We start from the raw sequence: 13,538 nt of genomic DNA, 5'->3' as shown, positions 1-13,538 counted from the left end.
AGCGTTTCCGATCACAGGAACTAGACTGCGGACATGCCTTCAGCACTGATCACGGGCGCGACGGCCGGCATCGGTGCCGCCTTCGCGCGACGGCTCGCCGCCGACGGGTTCTCCCTCGTCCTGGTCGCCCGCGACGAGGAACGGCTGAGCGCCGCCGCCGAGTCCCTGCGCCTGCGGTACGGGGTCGAGGCCGAGGTGCTCGCCGCCGACCTGGCGACCGACGAGGGGTTGGAGCGGGTCGAGGCGCGGCTGCGCCAGGGGGTCGACCTGCTGGTCAACAACGCGGGCTTCGGCCATCCCGGCTCGTTCCTCGACGTCCCGGTCCCCGACGAGCTGCGGATGCTGAAGGTGCACTGCGAGGCGGTGCTGCGGCTGACGATGGCCGCGCTGCCCGGCATGCGCAAGCGGAACCGGGGCGCGGTGATCAACGTGGCGTCGGTCGCGGCCTTCCTCAACCGCGGCACCTACAGCGCCTCCAAGGCCTGGGTCGTCAACTACAGCGAGTCGATGGCCGCCGAGCTGGTGGGGACGCGCGTGCGGGTGATGGCGCTGTGCCCGGGGTTCGTCAGGACCGAGTTCCACGAGCGTGCCTCGATGGACACCTCGGGCATCCCCGGTTTCCTGTGGCTGTCGGCCGACGACGTGGTGAACGAGTCCATGCGCGACCTGGCGCTCGGCAAGCGGGTGAGCGTGCCCGACCTGCGCTACAAGGTCATCGTCGGGGTGAGCAGGCTGGTGCCCCGCGGTCTCGCGGCCGGTGTCTCCCGGCGTCTCGGCCGGAGATGACCGGAGACAGCCGGGAGGAACGGAAACGGAGAAGGAAGGGCCCGCGCGGCAGGAGGGGGTTGCGGCGCGGGCCCTTCCGGTACTCGGATCGGTCAGACGTGCAGGTTGGCCGGGTGGCCGATCGACAGACCGGAGACCGGGTCGAAGAAGTGCAGGTTGTGGGTGTCGACGACCAGCTCGACGTTCTGGCCGGGACGGACGTGGCTGCGGGAGTTGACGCGGGCGGTCCACAGCGACTTGTCGCCGACCAGCGGCAGCGTCGTCTCCTCGTCCTCACCGGCGTCCGCGGCGGCGACGGTGTCCTGGTGCTGGACCGGCGGGGCGTCGATCAGGAACAGGACGTTGATCTCGGAGCCGAGCTCCTCGGTGACCTCGGCGCGCACCTGCAGGCGGCTCCAGTGGCCCGGAGCGCCGCTGGCGGCGGCCGCGTCGTCGAAGTCGGAGGGCCGGACGCCCAGGATGACCTTCTTGCCGAGCCACTGGTCGAGACCGGGCTTGTCGGTGAAGCTCTGGTTGGGCACCGGGAGCTTGATGCCGGCGAACGAGACGAAGGCGCCGCCGTCACCGCGGACGAGCTCGGCGTTGACGAGGTTCATCGACGGTGAGCCCATGAAGCCCGCGACGAAGAGGTTGACCGGGCTGTCGAAGAGGTTCTGCGGGGTGTCGACCTGCTGGAGCAGACCGTCGCGCAGCACGCAGACCCGGTCGCCGAGGGTCATGGCCTCGACCTGGTCGTGGGTGACGTAGACGGTGGTGACGCCGAGGCGGTCGTGCAGCGTGTTGAGGGAGGCGCGCATGGAGACACGGAGCTTGGCGTCCAGGTTGGACAGCGGCTCGTCCATGAGGAAGGCCTGCGGCTCACGCACGATGGCGCGGCCCATCGCGACACGCTGACGCTGACCACCGGACAGGGCGGCGGGCTTGCGCTTGAGGTACTGCTCAAGGCCGAGCATCTTGGCGGCCTCGTTGACCCTCTTGGAGATCTCCGCCTTGGGCATCTTGCGGAGCTTGAGGCCGAAGGCGAGGTTCTCCTCGACCGTCATGTGCGGGTAGAGCGCGTAGTTCTGGAAGACCATGGCGATGTCGCGGTCCTTCGGCGGCAGGTGGTTGACCACCCGGCCCCCGATGGAGATCTCGCCGCCGCTGATGTCCTCAAGGCCGGCGATCATACGCAGAGCGGTGGACTTGCCGCAGCCGGACGGGCCGACCAGCACCATGAACTCGCCGTCCTTGATCTCAAGGTCAAGGCCGTTCACGGCTTTGACACCGCCTGCGTAGATCTTGTCGACTTTGCTGAGAACGATGGATGCCATGGAAGTCCTTAGCGCCTCGGGCCAAACCCGCGTTCACCCGATGTGGATACGTTTTCATGCATCTCACCGGAAACGAAGATCCCTGTCAACCCCTCAGCCGGTACTACCTTGTCAGCGGCGCTTCCGTTATCTCTCCGCGCTGGATCGAATACTGAAAACATGATGGAATCGTTTCCATGAGCATGCGTCGTACGACCATCAAGGACGTCGCGGAGGCGGCGGGGGTCGGGGTGGCAACGGTCTCGCGGGTTCTGTCCGGGGGGTCGGCCAGCCCCGAGACCAGGGAGCGGGTGCTGACCGTCGCGGCCCAGCTCGACTACCGGCCGAGCGCGCTCGGCCGTAACCTGCGCCAGCAGCGCTCGGGCGGGATCGGGCTGCTGTTGCCCGACATCACCGACACCTTCTACGGCCGGCTGGCCGACGGCGTGCTCGCCTGCGCCCGTTCGGCGGGCGAGCCGGTGATCCTGGGCGCCACGGGCGACGACGAGGAGCGCGAGGGCGAGCTGATCGGCATGCTGGTCGAACAGGGCGTCGACCGGGTGATCGCGGTGCCCTCGGGCGAGGGCGAGATCTGGGCTCCGACGCTGCGGGCCGGGCTCACCACGGTGTTCGCGCACCGGAGCGCGGGCGGGCGCGACGAGGTGCCCTCGGTGCTGGCCGACGACCGCGCGGGCGTGCGGACCGCGATCGACTATCTGACGGGCCTGGGCCATCGACGCATCGCCTACCTCGGCGGCCCCGGGCAGTCCCAGCGCCTGACCGCCTTCCGCCAGGCGCTGGGCCCCCTGGTCGACGAGGAGCTGATCGTGCTGGCGCGCGGCACCAGGGACTCCGCCTACGCCGCGGCGGCCGGGCTGTTCCAGCACCGGCCCGACCTGACCGCCGTGCTCGCCGGGGGCAACCTGCTGGGCGAGGCCGCCGTGCTCGCCGCGAGGGAGCTGGACGTACGGGTGCCCAGGGACCTGTCACTGATCATGTTCGACGACGTTCCCTGGGCCGAGCTGTGCTCTCCCCCGCTGACGGTGATCGCCCAGCCCGCGCGGGACATCGGCTACCGGGCGGCCGAGCTGGTGCTCCGCGCGGGCGGCAGGCGCCCGCGCGGTGTGCTTCTGCCGACCGAGCTGATCGTGAGGGGAAGCTGCGGACCTAGAGGGTCTTCTCGATCGCCGCGATGACGGCCGGGTCGCCGGGCTCGACGCCCGGCCGGAACCTGGCCAGCACCTCGCCCTCACGCGAGACCAGGAACTTCTCGAAGTTCCACTGGACGTCCCCGGCCGTCCCCTCGGCGTCCGGGGTCTCGGTGAGCGAGGCGTACAGCGGGTGCCGCCCCTCACCGTTGACATCGGTCTTGGCCAGCAGCGGGAAGTCCACGCCGTAGGTGGTCGAGCAGAACTCCTGGATCTCCTCGGGGCTGCCGGGCTCCTGCCCCATGAACTGGTTGCAGGGGACCCCGACGACGGTGAGACCCGCCCCGCCGTAGGTCCGCTGGAGTTCGACGAGCCCGGAGTACTGCGGGGTGAGGCCGCAGCGGGAGGCGACGTTCACGACGAGGGCGGCGCCGTCCCCGGCCAGCTCGGCGAGGGTCGTCGGCGCGTCGGCGAGAGTGCGCAGAGGAATATCACGAATGCTCATGATCTGCACCCTAAACCCGCTGTCACATCCAAGAGTTATGACACCCGGGAAAGGAAATGTGACGGACGCCACAGGTGATTCGACGGCCCCCTGAGCAGGCACTTGATCCTTTTCTAACCGATCTTTGACAGAAGGCTTGACAAAGCCTGTCGGCTGGCCCGCTGGAAATCACTGGGGCATCGTGACGGCGTCCCCCGAAACCGGCGAAAGGCCACTTTCCTATGCCGACGCCACGCCGTACCAGCCTGTCGCTGGGCCTCATGGCGCTCGCCGTCAGCACCACCGCCACGGTCGTCGACGTCTCCCCCGCGGCCGCCTCGTCGTCCGCGTTGCGGGGCAACCAGGCCCTCGCGGCGCCCATGGTGGCCGCCAGGGGCTGGAGCCGCGCCAACTTCGACTGTCTCCGGCGACTCTGGACAAGGGAGAGCAACTGGAACCACAGGGCGCACAACCGCTCCTCCGGCGCGTACGGAATCCCCCAGGCACTGCCCGGGAAGAAGATGGCCGACGCGGGCCGGGACTGGCGGACCAACCCCAGAACACAGATCAGATGGGGCCTCGGCTACATCCGGCAACGCTACGGCTCGCCGTGCGGGGCATGGGCGCACTTCCGCTCCCACGGCTGGTACTAGATCCAAACCCCAAGGCGGGGTGATTTTCGTCTCCCGCCGGTCTCCAGGCAGATCACCGCCGGTCAGGTGATCACCGCCGAACCACCCGCATGCCGCGAAGATCGGGCAAACACCTTCCCCGCACGTGTCCCAGGCGCCCGTCGCCGCTCCTCCGGCGTACTAGAAAGCCGCCTAGGAAACACGTCGCGGTGTCTCATGCCGGAAACGGGCCGGCGAGACCACGCGGGCGTCCCCGCCCGAGCCACGGGTGCCGGATCGTCGAGCGCGCGGGGGACTCCGGTTCCACGCGCCTTCCCGCACGCGGCCAGCGGACAAGGATGAAAGTGGACAGAAACCGTGTTCTGCGCAACACCGTTCTGAGCATGATCGCCGCCTCGACCGTGGTCGGTTCGGCGTCCATCGGACGGGCCGACGACATCACGACGACCGCGAACGCCGGTACCACCGAGGCGACCGGCACCGCCGGCGGCCCCGCGGCGTCCGAGGAGGCCGCCCGGACCGGGAAGGCCGCGGCCGTGGCCGTGAGTCCTCAGGTCAGGAGGGTCCACCGGGCCGTCTGGGTCACCAGGACCGTGCCCAAGGTCAGAACGGCCGCCAGAACATCGAAAAGCAGGAACAAGGCGATCGCGTTCCGCCTCGTCGCGCGCCGTTCGTGGTCTCGCGACCAGTTCCAGTGCCTGGACAGTCTCTGGACCAGGGAGAGCAACTGGAACCACCAGGCGCACAACCCCTCTTCGGGTGCCTACGGCATCCCCCAGGCCCTGCCTGGTTCGAAGATGAGGGGCGTCGGCGGGGACTGGCGGTCGAATCCGGTCACGCAGATCCACTGGGGTCTGCGCTACATCAAGAGCCGCTACGGGTCACCGTGCGGCGCGTGGGGTCATTTCCGGTCAAGAAACTGGTACTGACCTGGGGAGTGTCCAGGGGAAGGGAACACTCCCCCGGCGTCCGGGGCCCACAGGTCCCGGACGCCACCCCGTTCACCTCCCCGTACGGCCCCCGTGTCCAGTGGCCAGCAGGCACCCGGGCAGTTCCTAGTGACCGAGGGCGCTCAGGCCCAGCAGGAGTGACTGCCGTTCTGCGGTGGTCAGGACCTCGTACGGCACGGCGGCCCTGCGGTTCGTGTCCTCCTCGATGCGCTCACGGGAGGGGCCGGAGGACAGGCCGACGATCTGGGTGGCGGTGAGACCGGCCTCCTCCCACGCGGCGGCGTGGGCGTCGGCCCGGTGGTAACGCAGCGCGGCCAGCCGGTTGAACAGCAGCACCCCCTCTGAGGTCCCCTCCGGTTCGTACGGCGGCGCCGCCTGGGCGAAGGCCTCGCCACCGCTGTCCGCCGAGGCCTCGACGAGCCGCCCGGCGAGACCGGCCAGCTCGGGCAGCCGTTCGGCGTGCCCGGCCCACATCTCCCCGGTCACCGTCGTGTGCAGGCCGTACAGCTCCGTGATGAAGGCCAGCGCCCTGGGGGTGGCGCGCAGGGCGCCGTCGTGGTCGGTGACGAGGGTCCCCTGGGCGAGCTGGACCCCGATCTCGTTGTCGTCGAACGGGTTGTACCGGTAGAGCGCGGCCAGCCCTCGCCGGGTGAGCGGGCGGGCGGGGAGCACGTACCGGAGATCGACCAGCAGGTCCGCCTGCAGTCCTGACCGTTCGACGAGTTCCCGGCCGAGCGGCCTGCCCGCGATGAGGACGCCGAGGTGGACGGCGTCGATCAGCGGGGCGATCGACGCGGCGTAGCCAGGCAGATCATCGAACCGTGACATGCTGCGCTATCCTGCCGTATTTTCCTTGAAGCAGGAGTACTTAGGCGGCGGAAACAGCCGACCGGCCGGATATTCGCGCCGAACGCCGTGGCTATCTGACGACGACGAAGACGGCGGCCCCGAGAGCGGCGGCCATCGTGCCGAGCCAGGCGACGAGGGCGTCCACCCGGACGTCGAGGGGACTGCCCTCGTGCAGGGCGCGCTGCACGCGCCGGTAGCGGACGCCGGTGCGGGCCAGCAGGAGGGCGCCCGCGGCCGCGGAGAGGAAGAAGGGGGTCACGGCCGCCGGGGGCACCCCGGCGCGCAGCGCGACACCGCCCGCCCCCAGGCCGCCGACCGCCTGCACCGCGGCGGTGCGAACCCAGGCCAGCCGGGTCCGCTCGTTCTGCAGCCCCTCGTCCCAGATGGGGATCATCGGCCCAGGAGGATGAGAACCATGGCGAGCACGGCCACGGCCGCGACGCCGTACCCCAGGAGAGGGGCGATGGCGGGTTCGGGCAGCGGCGCCGCCTGGCGCAGGGCACGCTGCACCCTGCGCCAGCGCGGGTAGGCCATCGCGGCGCACAGGGCCGAGAGCGAGACCAGGGTGACCGCCAGTACGGTCCTCATCCACGGGACGAAGACGTCGGCGGAGACGGCGGCCATGGCGACGCCGCCCGCGCTCAGGGCGAGCGACGTGCTGAGCCAGGTGAGGAACGTGCGTTCGTTCGCGAGGGTGAATCGGGGGTCCGGTTCGTCCCTGGATAGGTCCATATTGACGACGCTAGTTCAACCATATTTCCCATAGAGAACCCGGGAATGCGGGAGGCCTTCCCCTTTTCTCCGGCAGGAAAAGCGCCTCTCAGCTGCAGGCTTCGGTCAACTTCCTGATCCAGGCCACCGAGTCGTTGCCCGCCTTCTGCACGGCGTCGACGGCGCTCTGCGCGTCGGTGACGTTCAGGTTCTTCAGGCTCTCGGAGACGTCGTCCGCGGCCTGCTTGAGCGTGGTGTTGGACGCCTTGTCCGCCAGCTCTCCCAGCTTCGCGGCCCCGTCGTTCAGCGCCTTCTCCGCCGCGCCGGGGTCGTCGGCCAGGGTGGCGAGCTTCTTCACCGTGTCGGTGACGATGCCCGCGGCCTGCACGCACTGCTGGGCCTTGTCGACGCCGTCCGAGACCTGCTGGATCTCCGCGCAGCCGGAGAGAAGGAGGACGGCGGCCAGCCCGGAGGCGGCGATGGCGGGAATTCGTCGCGGAAGGGGTCGCATGCCCCGACCCTACCCAAGTGCCCGGCCGGGCAGGCGCCGCCGTATCGGCCTTGTCACCCCATGGAGACTCCCCATGCCCGGTCCCCGCGCCCCTGGGGGTGTCCTGGGGGTAAGTAGAGTGGACTGGCCCGCCACGGTGCCGTCCGTGGATCTCGCAGGGGCGGGTTCGCGGGCCGGGCCGCGCGACGGCTCCGGCCGTACGGCCGGCACGACGATCCACCGAGAGGAACCATGTCCACCTGCGACCACCTCACCCAGGCCCAGAACCCGGCGCCCCGCACTCCCGAGGGGTGCGAGGAGTGCCTCGCGACCGGAAGCCGCTGGGTCCACCTGCGCAGATGCCTGTCATGTGGGCACATCGGCTGCTGCGACTCCTCGCCGAACAAGCACGCCAGCGCCCACTTCGCCCAGGAGGGGCACCCGGTCGTCGCCTCCTTCGAGCCCGGCGAGAGCTGGCGGTGGTGCTACGTCGACGACATCCTCGGCTGAGGGGAACCCTCAGTCCCGCTCCAGGGTCGCCTCCTCGAAGTCGAGTTCGTGCATGACCCTGTTGAGCACCTCGTCGTCGAGACGCCCCTCGTCGCGCAGACGCACGAACACCTCGCGGCCCGCGGCGAGCATCTCCCTGCGCAGCCGCCGGTAGACGGTGCTCGGCGTCTCCTCACCCCTCGGCCCCGTGCCGCCGCCGAGGCGCTCCCAGGCGGTGAGGGCGCGGCGCTCGGCCCGCGACCTGAGCTGGTCGACGACCTCCCGGTGCACCTCGTCGATCCCCTCGGCGACCAACTCGTCGAGGCGGGCCAGCTCGGCCGCGGCGGCCGCCTGCTGGGCCGCGGCCTCGGTGAGGTTGTCGTTGAAGACCTCCTCCTCGTTGGAGATCCGCAGCCGCCTGATCAGCGCGGGGAACGTCAACCCCTGGATCAGCAGGGTGCCGATCACCACGACGAAGGTGAGGAAGAGCAGCGTCGGCCGCCCGGGGAAGTCCGGCGGGATGGCGAAGGCGGCGGCGAGTGAGACGACGCCGCGCATTCCCGCCCAGCTGACGACGACCGTGTTGCGCCACGACGGCGCGTTCGGCTCGTTCCTGCGCACCCCCGCCGACAACACCCGGGGGAGGTAGATGCTGGGCACGACCCAGACGGCCCTGGAGAGCACCGCGGCGGCGAAGACCGCGACCGCCATGCCGGTGAGCAGCCAGGGGTCGGCGTCCCTCAGCTCCGTCATGATCGGCCACAGCTGCAGGCCGATCAGGGCGAAGACGATCGTCTCCAGGAAGAAGTCGACGACCCGCCAGACGGCGCCGGACAGCAGGCGGGTGCCGAAGCCCGCGCGGGGCATGCGATGACCGACGTAGAGGCCGACGATCACCACCGCGATCACACCGGAGACGTGTACGGCCTCCGCGGCGAGGTAGACGCCGAACGGGATGAGCAGCATGACGGTGTTCTCGACCAGGGCGTCCCGCAGCATCAGCAGGACCCTGGCCAGGCACCAGGCGAGCACCAGCCCGACGACCACGCCTCCGACGGCCGCGTAGAGGAACCGTCCCACGGCGTCCAGCCAGCTGATCCCCTCCCCGAGCGCGGCGGCGACGGCCACCCGGTAGGCGGTCAGCGCGGTCGCGTCGTTGAAGAGGCTCTCCCCCACCAGGATGGTGACCACCTTGCGGGGCAGCCCGAGCCTGCGGGCGACCGCGACGGCGGCCACCGCGTCCGGCGGCGCCACGATCGCGCCGAGCGCGAAGGCGGCGGCCAGCGGCAGCGACGGCATGAGCAGGTGGACGACCCAGCCGATGACGAGCGTGGTGAACAGCACCAGCCCGATCGAGAGCAGCGCGACCGGGCGCCGTACCGCCTTGAGACGCATGTAGGAGCTGTCGATGGCCGCGGAGTAGAGCAGGGGCGGCAGGAAGACCAGCAGGACCAGCTCGGGGTCCAGCTGGTAGCCGGGCACGAACGGCGACAGCACCAGCCCGGCGAACACCAGCAGCAGCGGCGACGGCCACCCCCTGCGCCTGGCCACGGCCGCCACCGCGATCGCGATGATCGGAACGACCAGAAGCTGTACGGCGGACGCCTGGTTCATCCCACTCCTCACCCGTTCGGGTGATCAGACTACGGGATGGCCCTTCGGTGATCCGTCAGGTCACCAGTCGCGGCGTTCCTCGTGCTCCGGACGCAGCCGCTCACCGGTCGAGTGCGGCGACTCCTGGGAGCGTGAGCGCGAGCGCCTGTCCTGCTGCTGGCCTCCGAAGATGCCCAGCGGGTCGGACGGGTCGACGTCCTGCTGGTAGGCGGGCGGCTCCTGGTAGGAGGTCTGCTGCTCCTGGTAAACCGGCTGTTCCTGGTAGCCCTGCGGGCCGTACAGGTCTCTCAGGTCCGCCGGATGGCCCGCCTGCCTGGCGCCGAAGGCGTAGGGGTCGGGCTGCGCCGGGGCCGGATAACCGTAGGGGTCGGGCTGCGCCTGAGGGTAGGAGTGGGCCGGGAAGCCCGAGGGGTCGGTCGTGCCCGCCTGGACGTAGGGGTCGGCGGGACGCTGTCCGGAGCGCTGTCCGGGGCCCTGGGACGCGTAGGGGTCGGCGGGCAGCGGGGCGGGGGCCGTGACACCGTACGGGTCGGGGCGGTTCTGCGGCGCGAACGGGTCGGGCTGCTGGGCGGGAGCGGCGGCGTAGGGATCGGCCTGCTGGGCCGGGCCACCGTAGGGGTCGAGCTGGTGGGCGGGGGCCGTGGCGTAGGGATCGGACTGCCTGGCCGCGCCGTACGGGTCCTGGGGCTGCGCGCCGTACCCCTGCGGGGCCGCTCCGCCGTAGGGGGCGGCGGGCTGCTGGGGCGGATAGAGGTCGCCCGGCATCTGGTAGACCGGCTCCGCCTGGCCGTGCCCGGCCTGCTCGGCGGGCTGACCGTAGGACAGGCTGTCGTTGACGATCATGTTCTCCCGGGGCACCACACCGTCGGGACCGTATCCCGCGGGCGGGCGCTCGACGGGCGGGACGGCGCCTCTGGCGACGAGCACGTCGGTCGGGCTGAGCGCGGCGGGACGCGGTTCCTCGGCGGCGGGGACCACCTGGGTGGCCGCGGGGTCGGTGTACTGCTGCGGCGGGCTCGCGTAGTCCTCAGGCGCCGGCCTGGCGTACTGCCCGGTCCCGGGGAACCCGTTGGGGTCCTGGTAGCCGCCCTGCCCCGTCGTCTCGCCGACCTCGTCGGGGTACTGCCCCCCGGCCTCGACGAACCCCTCGTCGAGGGTGTCGACCAGGCGCCCGACGTCGTTCATGGGCATGCGAAAACTGGCGGTGCACATCTCGCCGCGCCACAGGCTCAGCACCAGGGTGCCTTCGTGCCAGGTGACCCGGAGCACCCGCTCCTGGCCACGCTCGTCGAAGAACACCTCACCGAACGACGGCAAGGGGACAACTTCCGACATAGAGGACATAATGTAGCTAACCGCCCCTTACGTCTAGCGCGATCAGGGACTTAGCAGGGTGGGGCCGACCCACGCGGTGCAACTGAGGTGCAGTCCTTCCGGGTCCGACGCCTTCGACTGTCACTCTCAGTCACCGCCCTACTGGCAAAGGGTACGTATGGAAGAACGCTTAAAGGGGACTATAACCGAGCGAGAGCTTAAGAGCGGGAAGATCTCCTACCGCGCACAGATGCCTCCTCGACTGGACCCTCACACGGGTGACACTGTACGCCCTGGGGAGACCTTCGACTCCTGGGAGAAGGCAGAGGAGTGGCTCAAGCAGGAGAACGCAAAGCTCCTCAGCGGTACACCTAGCTCCGGCATAGCACTGCGAGAAGTTTTCGATCGGCGAATTGCTAAAGCGGGCTTGAAGCAGACCACCCAGGCCGACATCATGCGCACGAGAAATAGGTTGCCCGACAATCTCCTAGATGAGGAAATGCGCAGGATCAACGCCGAGCACATCCATGACTGGGTTGTCGGGGACTTGGTGAAGCGCACCAACCTCCGGCAGTCCACCATGCTGGTCACGGCTGCCAACCTGTCCAGTCTGTTCACCTGGGCCCGCGATACAGGCATTGAGACCATCGGCAACCCCGTGAAGTCTGCTGGGGCCTCCCGGTTGATCCGCCTGTACGGCCCAGATGAGGACGATGAGGACGACGACGACTGGTTCTCCCACCAGTTTGGCCGTGGACCGGTTTGGGAGCCCGAGCAGATTCGACATTTTGTGATGAACGAGGAGGTATACCCCTACCAGGCCATGGCGCTTTTCTATGCCCTGCAAGCTACCCGTCGCGGGGAGACAGCCGGGCTGAAATGGGAGTTGGTCCGCTGGGACACTCGCAAGGCCCGGGTACGCGACAACATCACCTACACAGGTGAGACCGTCTTCGAGAGCACCCCAAAGGGCGGCAAGCGTCGGTGGGTCCTGCTCGATGACATGGTCGTCGAGTACCTACAACGCCATCAGCAGTACCAACTGTTGGAGAAGGCCCGCTACGAGACGTGGGATGCCCAGGGGTGGGTCTTCACCCGGCGCAAGCACCACAAGAACAGGGACTGGTCGCCGGGCATCCACATGGTGCCAACCACCATCACCAGCCGAGTCGGGTACGCCAGCAAGAAGTACAGCTTCCCGACGATCGGGCCTCACGGGCTTCGCAGGTCATGGGCAACCATCGCAGAGCGTCTGGGGGTCCCCAGGAAGGTCCGTAGGGACGTCCTAGGGCACGCAGACAAGGACACCACCGGCCGGTACAGCCGGAGCAGTCCAGAGGAGATCAGGGAGGGGCTGGCAATGGTGCGGGCGGCAATCTTCCCGGACTGGAAGCCGGACCTTTCGTAAAAGTCCGCACTATACGTAGGTGAGACAGGGGAGGCAGGCAGCAGCCTGTCTCCTCAACTCGTTCTGGACCTTCTCGGAAAGTCCGCCCTATAGGTAAGTGGGACGGGGCAGAGGAGCGGCGCAGCCAAGCAGGCGCGCTCCAGCCCCCGACCAACCTCGTAGGGGGTAAGGGGGTTACTTAAACCTCCAGTTAGAAACCCCCGAAGGGGTTTCTACTAACCTCTTCTAACTTCCTAAGGATCGGCCTAGAGGCCGATCAAGTAGATAGAGGTTCTTACTTCTTCCAACACCTCCTTACGTCTCCGACTCCAGGAGGTGGAACCTCTTGCCTAGAGCACCCCAGAAGTGCTTGGAGTCAGGCTGCCGACAGGTAGCCACCACCAAGGGACGGTGCCCAGAGCACTACGTGCCCTGGTCCAAGCCGAGCCCCCGGAATCGAACGCGGCCTAGAAATGCCGCGACCCTGATTCGACGAGCCCGACACCGAGACCGAGAGCGCTGCTACGTCTGTGGCGGCCCCGGTCGGATCGTGGACCACGTCCTCCCGGTTTCCGAGGGAGGCTCCTGGGACCTGTCCAATCTGGCCTGCATCTGCGATGCCTGTCACCGAACCAAGTCCTCCGAAGAGGCCGTCCGAGGAAGGGCCCGTAACCGATGACCACTGGACAGTGCGGCCCTGGCGGGTTCTGCGGCTACTGCGAAACTCCATGCTTCCTGCGAGGCCAGGAGGACGAGTCGTTCGACTCGCTCGTTGAGCGGGGCCCTGAGGGGCCCGAGGGGGACTTCCAGGAGTTCGAGGAGGACCTGGAGTCCTCCGACACCGAGGCACTCGGGTGTCCCCGCTGGGACGACGCTGACGCTCCCTGCGAGGAGTGCACCGAGACCTTCTTCTGCTTCAACACCTTCAGGGTCGAGTAAGGCCCCTCACTTGGTGCCTTCGACACCGATGTGGGAGACCTCCCCGTGGTACAGGCGGGCACGGTTGGAGGCTGAGCCGAGCGCGGTCACCAGCGCTTCCAGGTGGTAGTGGGCATTGTCCCAATGGTCTTCAACAGGACGTCGGTCATCTGACCTTAGGAAGTAGTGATCCGGCAGAACTGCGACTTGTGAGCGCATGTAGTCGGCAAGCCCGGCGATAGCCCGGATGGCCTCATCCAGCACCCCACCGGCTTCGTACAGCATGGCCACGTCGAGCGCCCGCTGTGTGCGGGCGAAGCGCAGCAGTCGGATGAGACTCGCCATCGTCACGTCTTCGGCGTGCGCTTACACTACTTCCCCCGGTGAGCTGCGAGATGGGTAGCCCGCGCAGTACCGAGCTTCGAGCCGGTGGGCGCTGGCATGGCGTGTGTGAGGGCGGGTTCCGCGCGCCTC

General features: G+C 68.8%; 16 protein-coding genes and 1 pseudogene. 8 read left to right on the top strand and 9 right to left on the bottom strand.

The features are described 5' to 3' along the window. The first annotated feature begins 33 nt into the window (after positions 1-33). Positions 34-786, top strand: a complete 753-nt coding sequence (locus ABT340_RS15950) for an SDR family NAD(P)-dependent oxidoreductase (RefSeq protein ID WP_352011484.1) — start codon at positions 34-36, stop codon at positions 784-786. Positions 787-878: 92 nt separating this feature from the next. Here the strand turns inward: ABT340_RS15950 and ABT340_RS15945 are convergent, their stop codons facing one another. Beyond that, positions 879-2,099 carry an ABC transporter ATP-binding protein gene (locus ABT340_RS15945; protein WP_352011483.1) on the bottom strand — a complete coding sequence of 407 codons (1,221 nt, stop codon included), beginning with the start codon at positions 2,097-2,099 and terminating at the stop codon, positions 879-881. 176 nt (positions 2,100-2,275) lie between these two features. On the opposite strand from ABT340_RS15945, the gene ABT340_RS15940 reads away from it, so the two are divergent. Further along, entirely contained in the window at positions 2,276-3,274 is a 999-nt protein-coding gene (locus ABT340_RS15940) for a LacI family DNA-binding transcriptional regulator (protein ID WP_352011482.1), read from the top strand. On the opposite strand, the gene ABT340_RS15935 is transcribed toward ABT340_RS15940, so the two are convergent. Then, positions 3,246-3,731 carry a glutathione peroxidase gene (locus ABT340_RS15935; protein WP_352011481.1) on the bottom strand — a complete coding sequence of 162 codons (486 nt, stop codon included), beginning with the start codon at positions 3,729-3,731 and terminating at the stop codon, positions 3,246-3,248. The two genes, ABT340_RS15940 and ABT340_RS15935, sit on opposite strands and share 29 nt — an antisense overlap. Positions 3,732-4,081: 350 nt before the next feature. Between ABT340_RS15935 and ABT340_RS15930 the strand changes: the two are divergent. Together ABT340_RS15930 and ABT340_RS15925 are read left to right on the top strand one after the other, a co-directional pair. Beyond that, positions 4,082-4,363, top strand: a pseudogene (locus ABT340_RS15930) (aggregation-promoting factor C-terminal-like domain-containing protein); the annotation flags it as partial. Positions 4,364-4,686: 323 nt separating this feature from the next. Next, positions 4,687-5,271 carry an aggregation-promoting factor C-terminal-like domain-containing protein gene (locus tag ABT340_RS15925; RefSeq protein WP_352011479.1) on the top strand — a complete coding sequence of 195 codons (585 nt, stop codon included), beginning with the start codon at positions 4,687-4,689 and terminating at the stop codon, positions 5,269-5,271. 126 nt (positions 5,272-5,397) lie between these two features. Here the strand turns inward: ABT340_RS15925 and ABT340_RS15920 are convergent, their stop codons facing one another. The 4 genes from ABT340_RS15920 to ABT340_RS15905 all read right to left on the bottom strand — a co-directional run bounded on the left by ABT340_RS15920 (position 5,398) and on the right by ABT340_RS15905 (position 7,363). Further along, positions 5,398-6,120, bottom strand: a complete 723-nt coding sequence (locus ABT340_RS15920) for a hypothetical protein (RefSeq protein WP_352011478.1) — start codon at positions 6,118-6,120, stop codon at positions 5,398-5,400. Positions 6,121-6,211: 91 nt separating this feature from the next. Then, the gene (locus ABT340_RS15915) at positions 6,212-6,535 is read right to left on the bottom strand and encodes a DUF202 domain-containing protein (RefSeq protein ID WP_352011477.1); all 324 of its coding nucleotides are present in this window, start codon (positions 6,533-6,535) and stop codon (positions 6,212-6,214) included. Next, positions 6,532-6,873 carry a YidH family protein gene (locus tag ABT340_RS15910; protein WP_352011476.1) on the bottom strand — a complete coding sequence of 114 codons (342 nt, stop codon included), beginning with the start codon at positions 6,871-6,873 and terminating at the stop codon, positions 6,532-6,534. Before ABT340_RS15910 ends, ABT340_RS15915 begins: the two co-directional genes overlap by 4 nt. A gap of 88 nt (positions 6,874-6,961) precedes the next feature. Then, positions 6,962-7,363, bottom strand: a complete 402-nt coding sequence (locus ABT340_RS15905) for a DUF8711 family protein (RefSeq protein WP_352011475.1) — start codon at positions 7,361-7,363, stop codon at positions 6,962-6,964. Positions 7,364-7,594: 231 nt separating this feature from the next. On the opposite strand from ABT340_RS15905, the gene ABT340_RS15900 reads away from it, so the two are divergent. Further along, positions 7,595-7,852: a ubiquitin carboxyl-terminal hydrolase 14 gene (locus tag ABT340_RS15900; protein WP_352011474.1), complete on the top strand. Its 258-nt coding sequence runs from the start codon at positions 7,595-7,597 to the stop codon at positions 7,850-7,852. Positions 7,853-7,861: 9 nt separating this feature from the next. Here ABT340_RS15900 and ABT340_RS15895 read toward each other — a convergent pair whose 3' ends face one another. Both ABT340_RS15895 and ABT340_RS15890 read right to left on the bottom strand, forming a co-directional pair. Beyond that, the gene (locus ABT340_RS15895; RefSeq protein WP_352011473.1) at positions 7,862-9,445 is read right to left on the bottom strand and encodes a Na+/H+ antiporter; all 1,584 of its coding nucleotides are present in this window, start codon (positions 9,443-9,445) and stop codon (positions 7,862-7,864) included. 60 nt (positions 9,446-9,505) lie between these two features. After that, positions 9,506-10,780 (bottom strand): hypothetical protein, encoded by a 1,275-nt coding sequence (locus tag ABT340_RS15890; protein WP_352011472.1) that lies wholly within the window; start codon positions 10,778-10,780, stop codon positions 9,506-9,508. A 157-nt stretch (positions 10,781-10,937) separates the two neighbouring features. Between ABT340_RS15890 and ABT340_RS15885 the strand changes: the two genes are divergently transcribed. The 3 genes from ABT340_RS15885 (at position 10,938) to ABT340_RS15875 (ending at position 13,085) form a co-directional block, all read left to right on the top strand. Then, the gene (locus ABT340_RS15885; protein ID WP_352011471.1) at positions 10,938-12,167 is read left to right on the top strand and encodes a tyrosine-type recombinase/integrase; all 1,230 of its coding nucleotides are present in this window, start codon (positions 10,938-10,940) and stop codon (positions 12,165-12,167) included. Between the two features lie 406 nt (positions 12,168-12,573). Continuing rightward, positions 12,574-12,825, top strand: a complete 252-nt coding sequence (locus tag ABT340_RS15880) for an HNH endonuclease (RefSeq protein WP_352011470.1) — start codon at positions 12,574-12,576, stop codon at positions 12,823-12,825. Then, positions 12,822-13,085 (top strand): hypothetical protein, encoded by a 264-nt coding sequence (locus ABT340_RS15875; RefSeq protein WP_352011469.1) that lies wholly within the window; start codon positions 12,822-12,824, stop codon positions 13,083-13,085. Before ABT340_RS15880 ends, ABT340_RS15875 begins: the two co-directional genes overlap by 4 nt. A 6-nt stretch (positions 13,086-13,091) precedes the next feature. Here ABT340_RS15875 and ABT340_RS15870 read toward each other — a convergent pair whose 3' ends face one another. Next, positions 13,092-13,409, bottom strand: a complete 318-nt coding sequence (locus ABT340_RS15870) for a hypothetical protein (RefSeq protein ID WP_352011468.1) — start codon at positions 13,407-13,409, stop codon at positions 13,092-13,094. Between the last annotated feature and the right edge of the window lie 129 nt (positions 13,410-13,538).

It is taken from the genome of Streptosporangium sp. NPDC000239, from assembly GCF_040300765.1.
In the GTDB taxonomy this organism is placed as follows: domain Bacteria; phylum Actinomycetota; class Actinomycetes; order Streptosporangiales; family Streptosporangiaceae; genus Streptosporangium.
Note: the sequence above shows the minus strand (reverse complement) of the source record. Positions and strands in the feature narration are given on the sequence as shown.

Excerpts from the sequence above, each read along its gene's own strand:
- ABT340_RS15915 (WP_352011477.1), bottom strand. The coding sequence starts at position 6,535 with ATGATCCCCATCTGGGACGAGGGGCTGCAGAACGAGCGGACCCGGCTG.
- ABT340_RS15935 (WP_352011481.1), bottom strand. The coding sequence starts at position 3,731 with ATGAGCATTCGTGATATTCCTCTGCGCACTCTCGCCGACGCGCCGACG.
- ABT340_RS15940 (WP_352011482.1), top strand. The coding sequence starts at position 2,276 with ATGAGCATGCGTCGTACGACCATCAAGGACGTCGCGGAGGCGGCGGGG.
- ABT340_RS15895 (WP_352011473.1), bottom strand. The coding sequence starts at position 9,445 with ATGAACCAGGCGTCCGCCGTACAGCTTCTGGTCGTTCCGATCATCGCG.
- ABT340_RS15875 (WP_352011469.1), top strand. The coding sequence starts at position 12,822 with ATGACCACTGGACAGTGCGGCCCTGGCGGGTTCTGCGGCTACTGCGAA.
- ABT340_RS15870 (WP_352011468.1), bottom strand. The coding sequence starts at position 13,409 with ATGGCGAGTCTCATCCGACTGCTGCGCTTCGCCCGCACACAGCGGGCG.
- ABT340_RS15905 (WP_352011475.1), bottom strand. The coding sequence starts at position 7,363 with ATGCGACCCCTTCCGCGACGAATTCCCGCCATCGCCGCCTCCGGGCTG.
- ABT340_RS15945 (WP_352011483.1), bottom strand. The coding sequence starts at position 2,099 with ATGGCATCCATCGTTCTCAGCAAAGTCGACAAGATCTACGCAGGCGGT.
- ABT340_RS15950 (WP_352011484.1), top strand. The coding sequence starts at position 34 with ATGCCTTCAGCACTGATCACGGGCGCGACGGCCGGCATCGGTGCCGCC.
- ABT340_RS15885 (WP_352011471.1), top strand. The coding sequence starts at position 10,938 with ATGGAAGAACGCTTAAAGGGGACTATAACCGAGCGAGAGCTTAAGAGC.
- ABT340_RS15900 (WP_352011474.1), top strand. The coding sequence starts at position 7,595 with ATGTCCACCTGCGACCACCTCACCCAGGCCCAGAACCCGGCGCCCCGC.
- ABT340_RS15910 (WP_352011476.1), bottom strand. The coding sequence starts at position 6,873 with ATGGACCTATCCAGGGACGAACCGGACCCCCGATTCACCCTCGCGAAC.
- ABT340_RS15890 (WP_352011472.1), bottom strand. The coding sequence starts at position 10,780 with ATGTCGGAAGTTGTCCCCTTGCCGTCGTTCGGTGAGGTGTTCTTCGAC.
- ABT340_RS15920 (WP_352011478.1), bottom strand. The coding sequence starts at position 6,120 with ATGTCACGGTTCGATGATCTGCCTGGCTACGCCGCGTCGATCGCCCCG.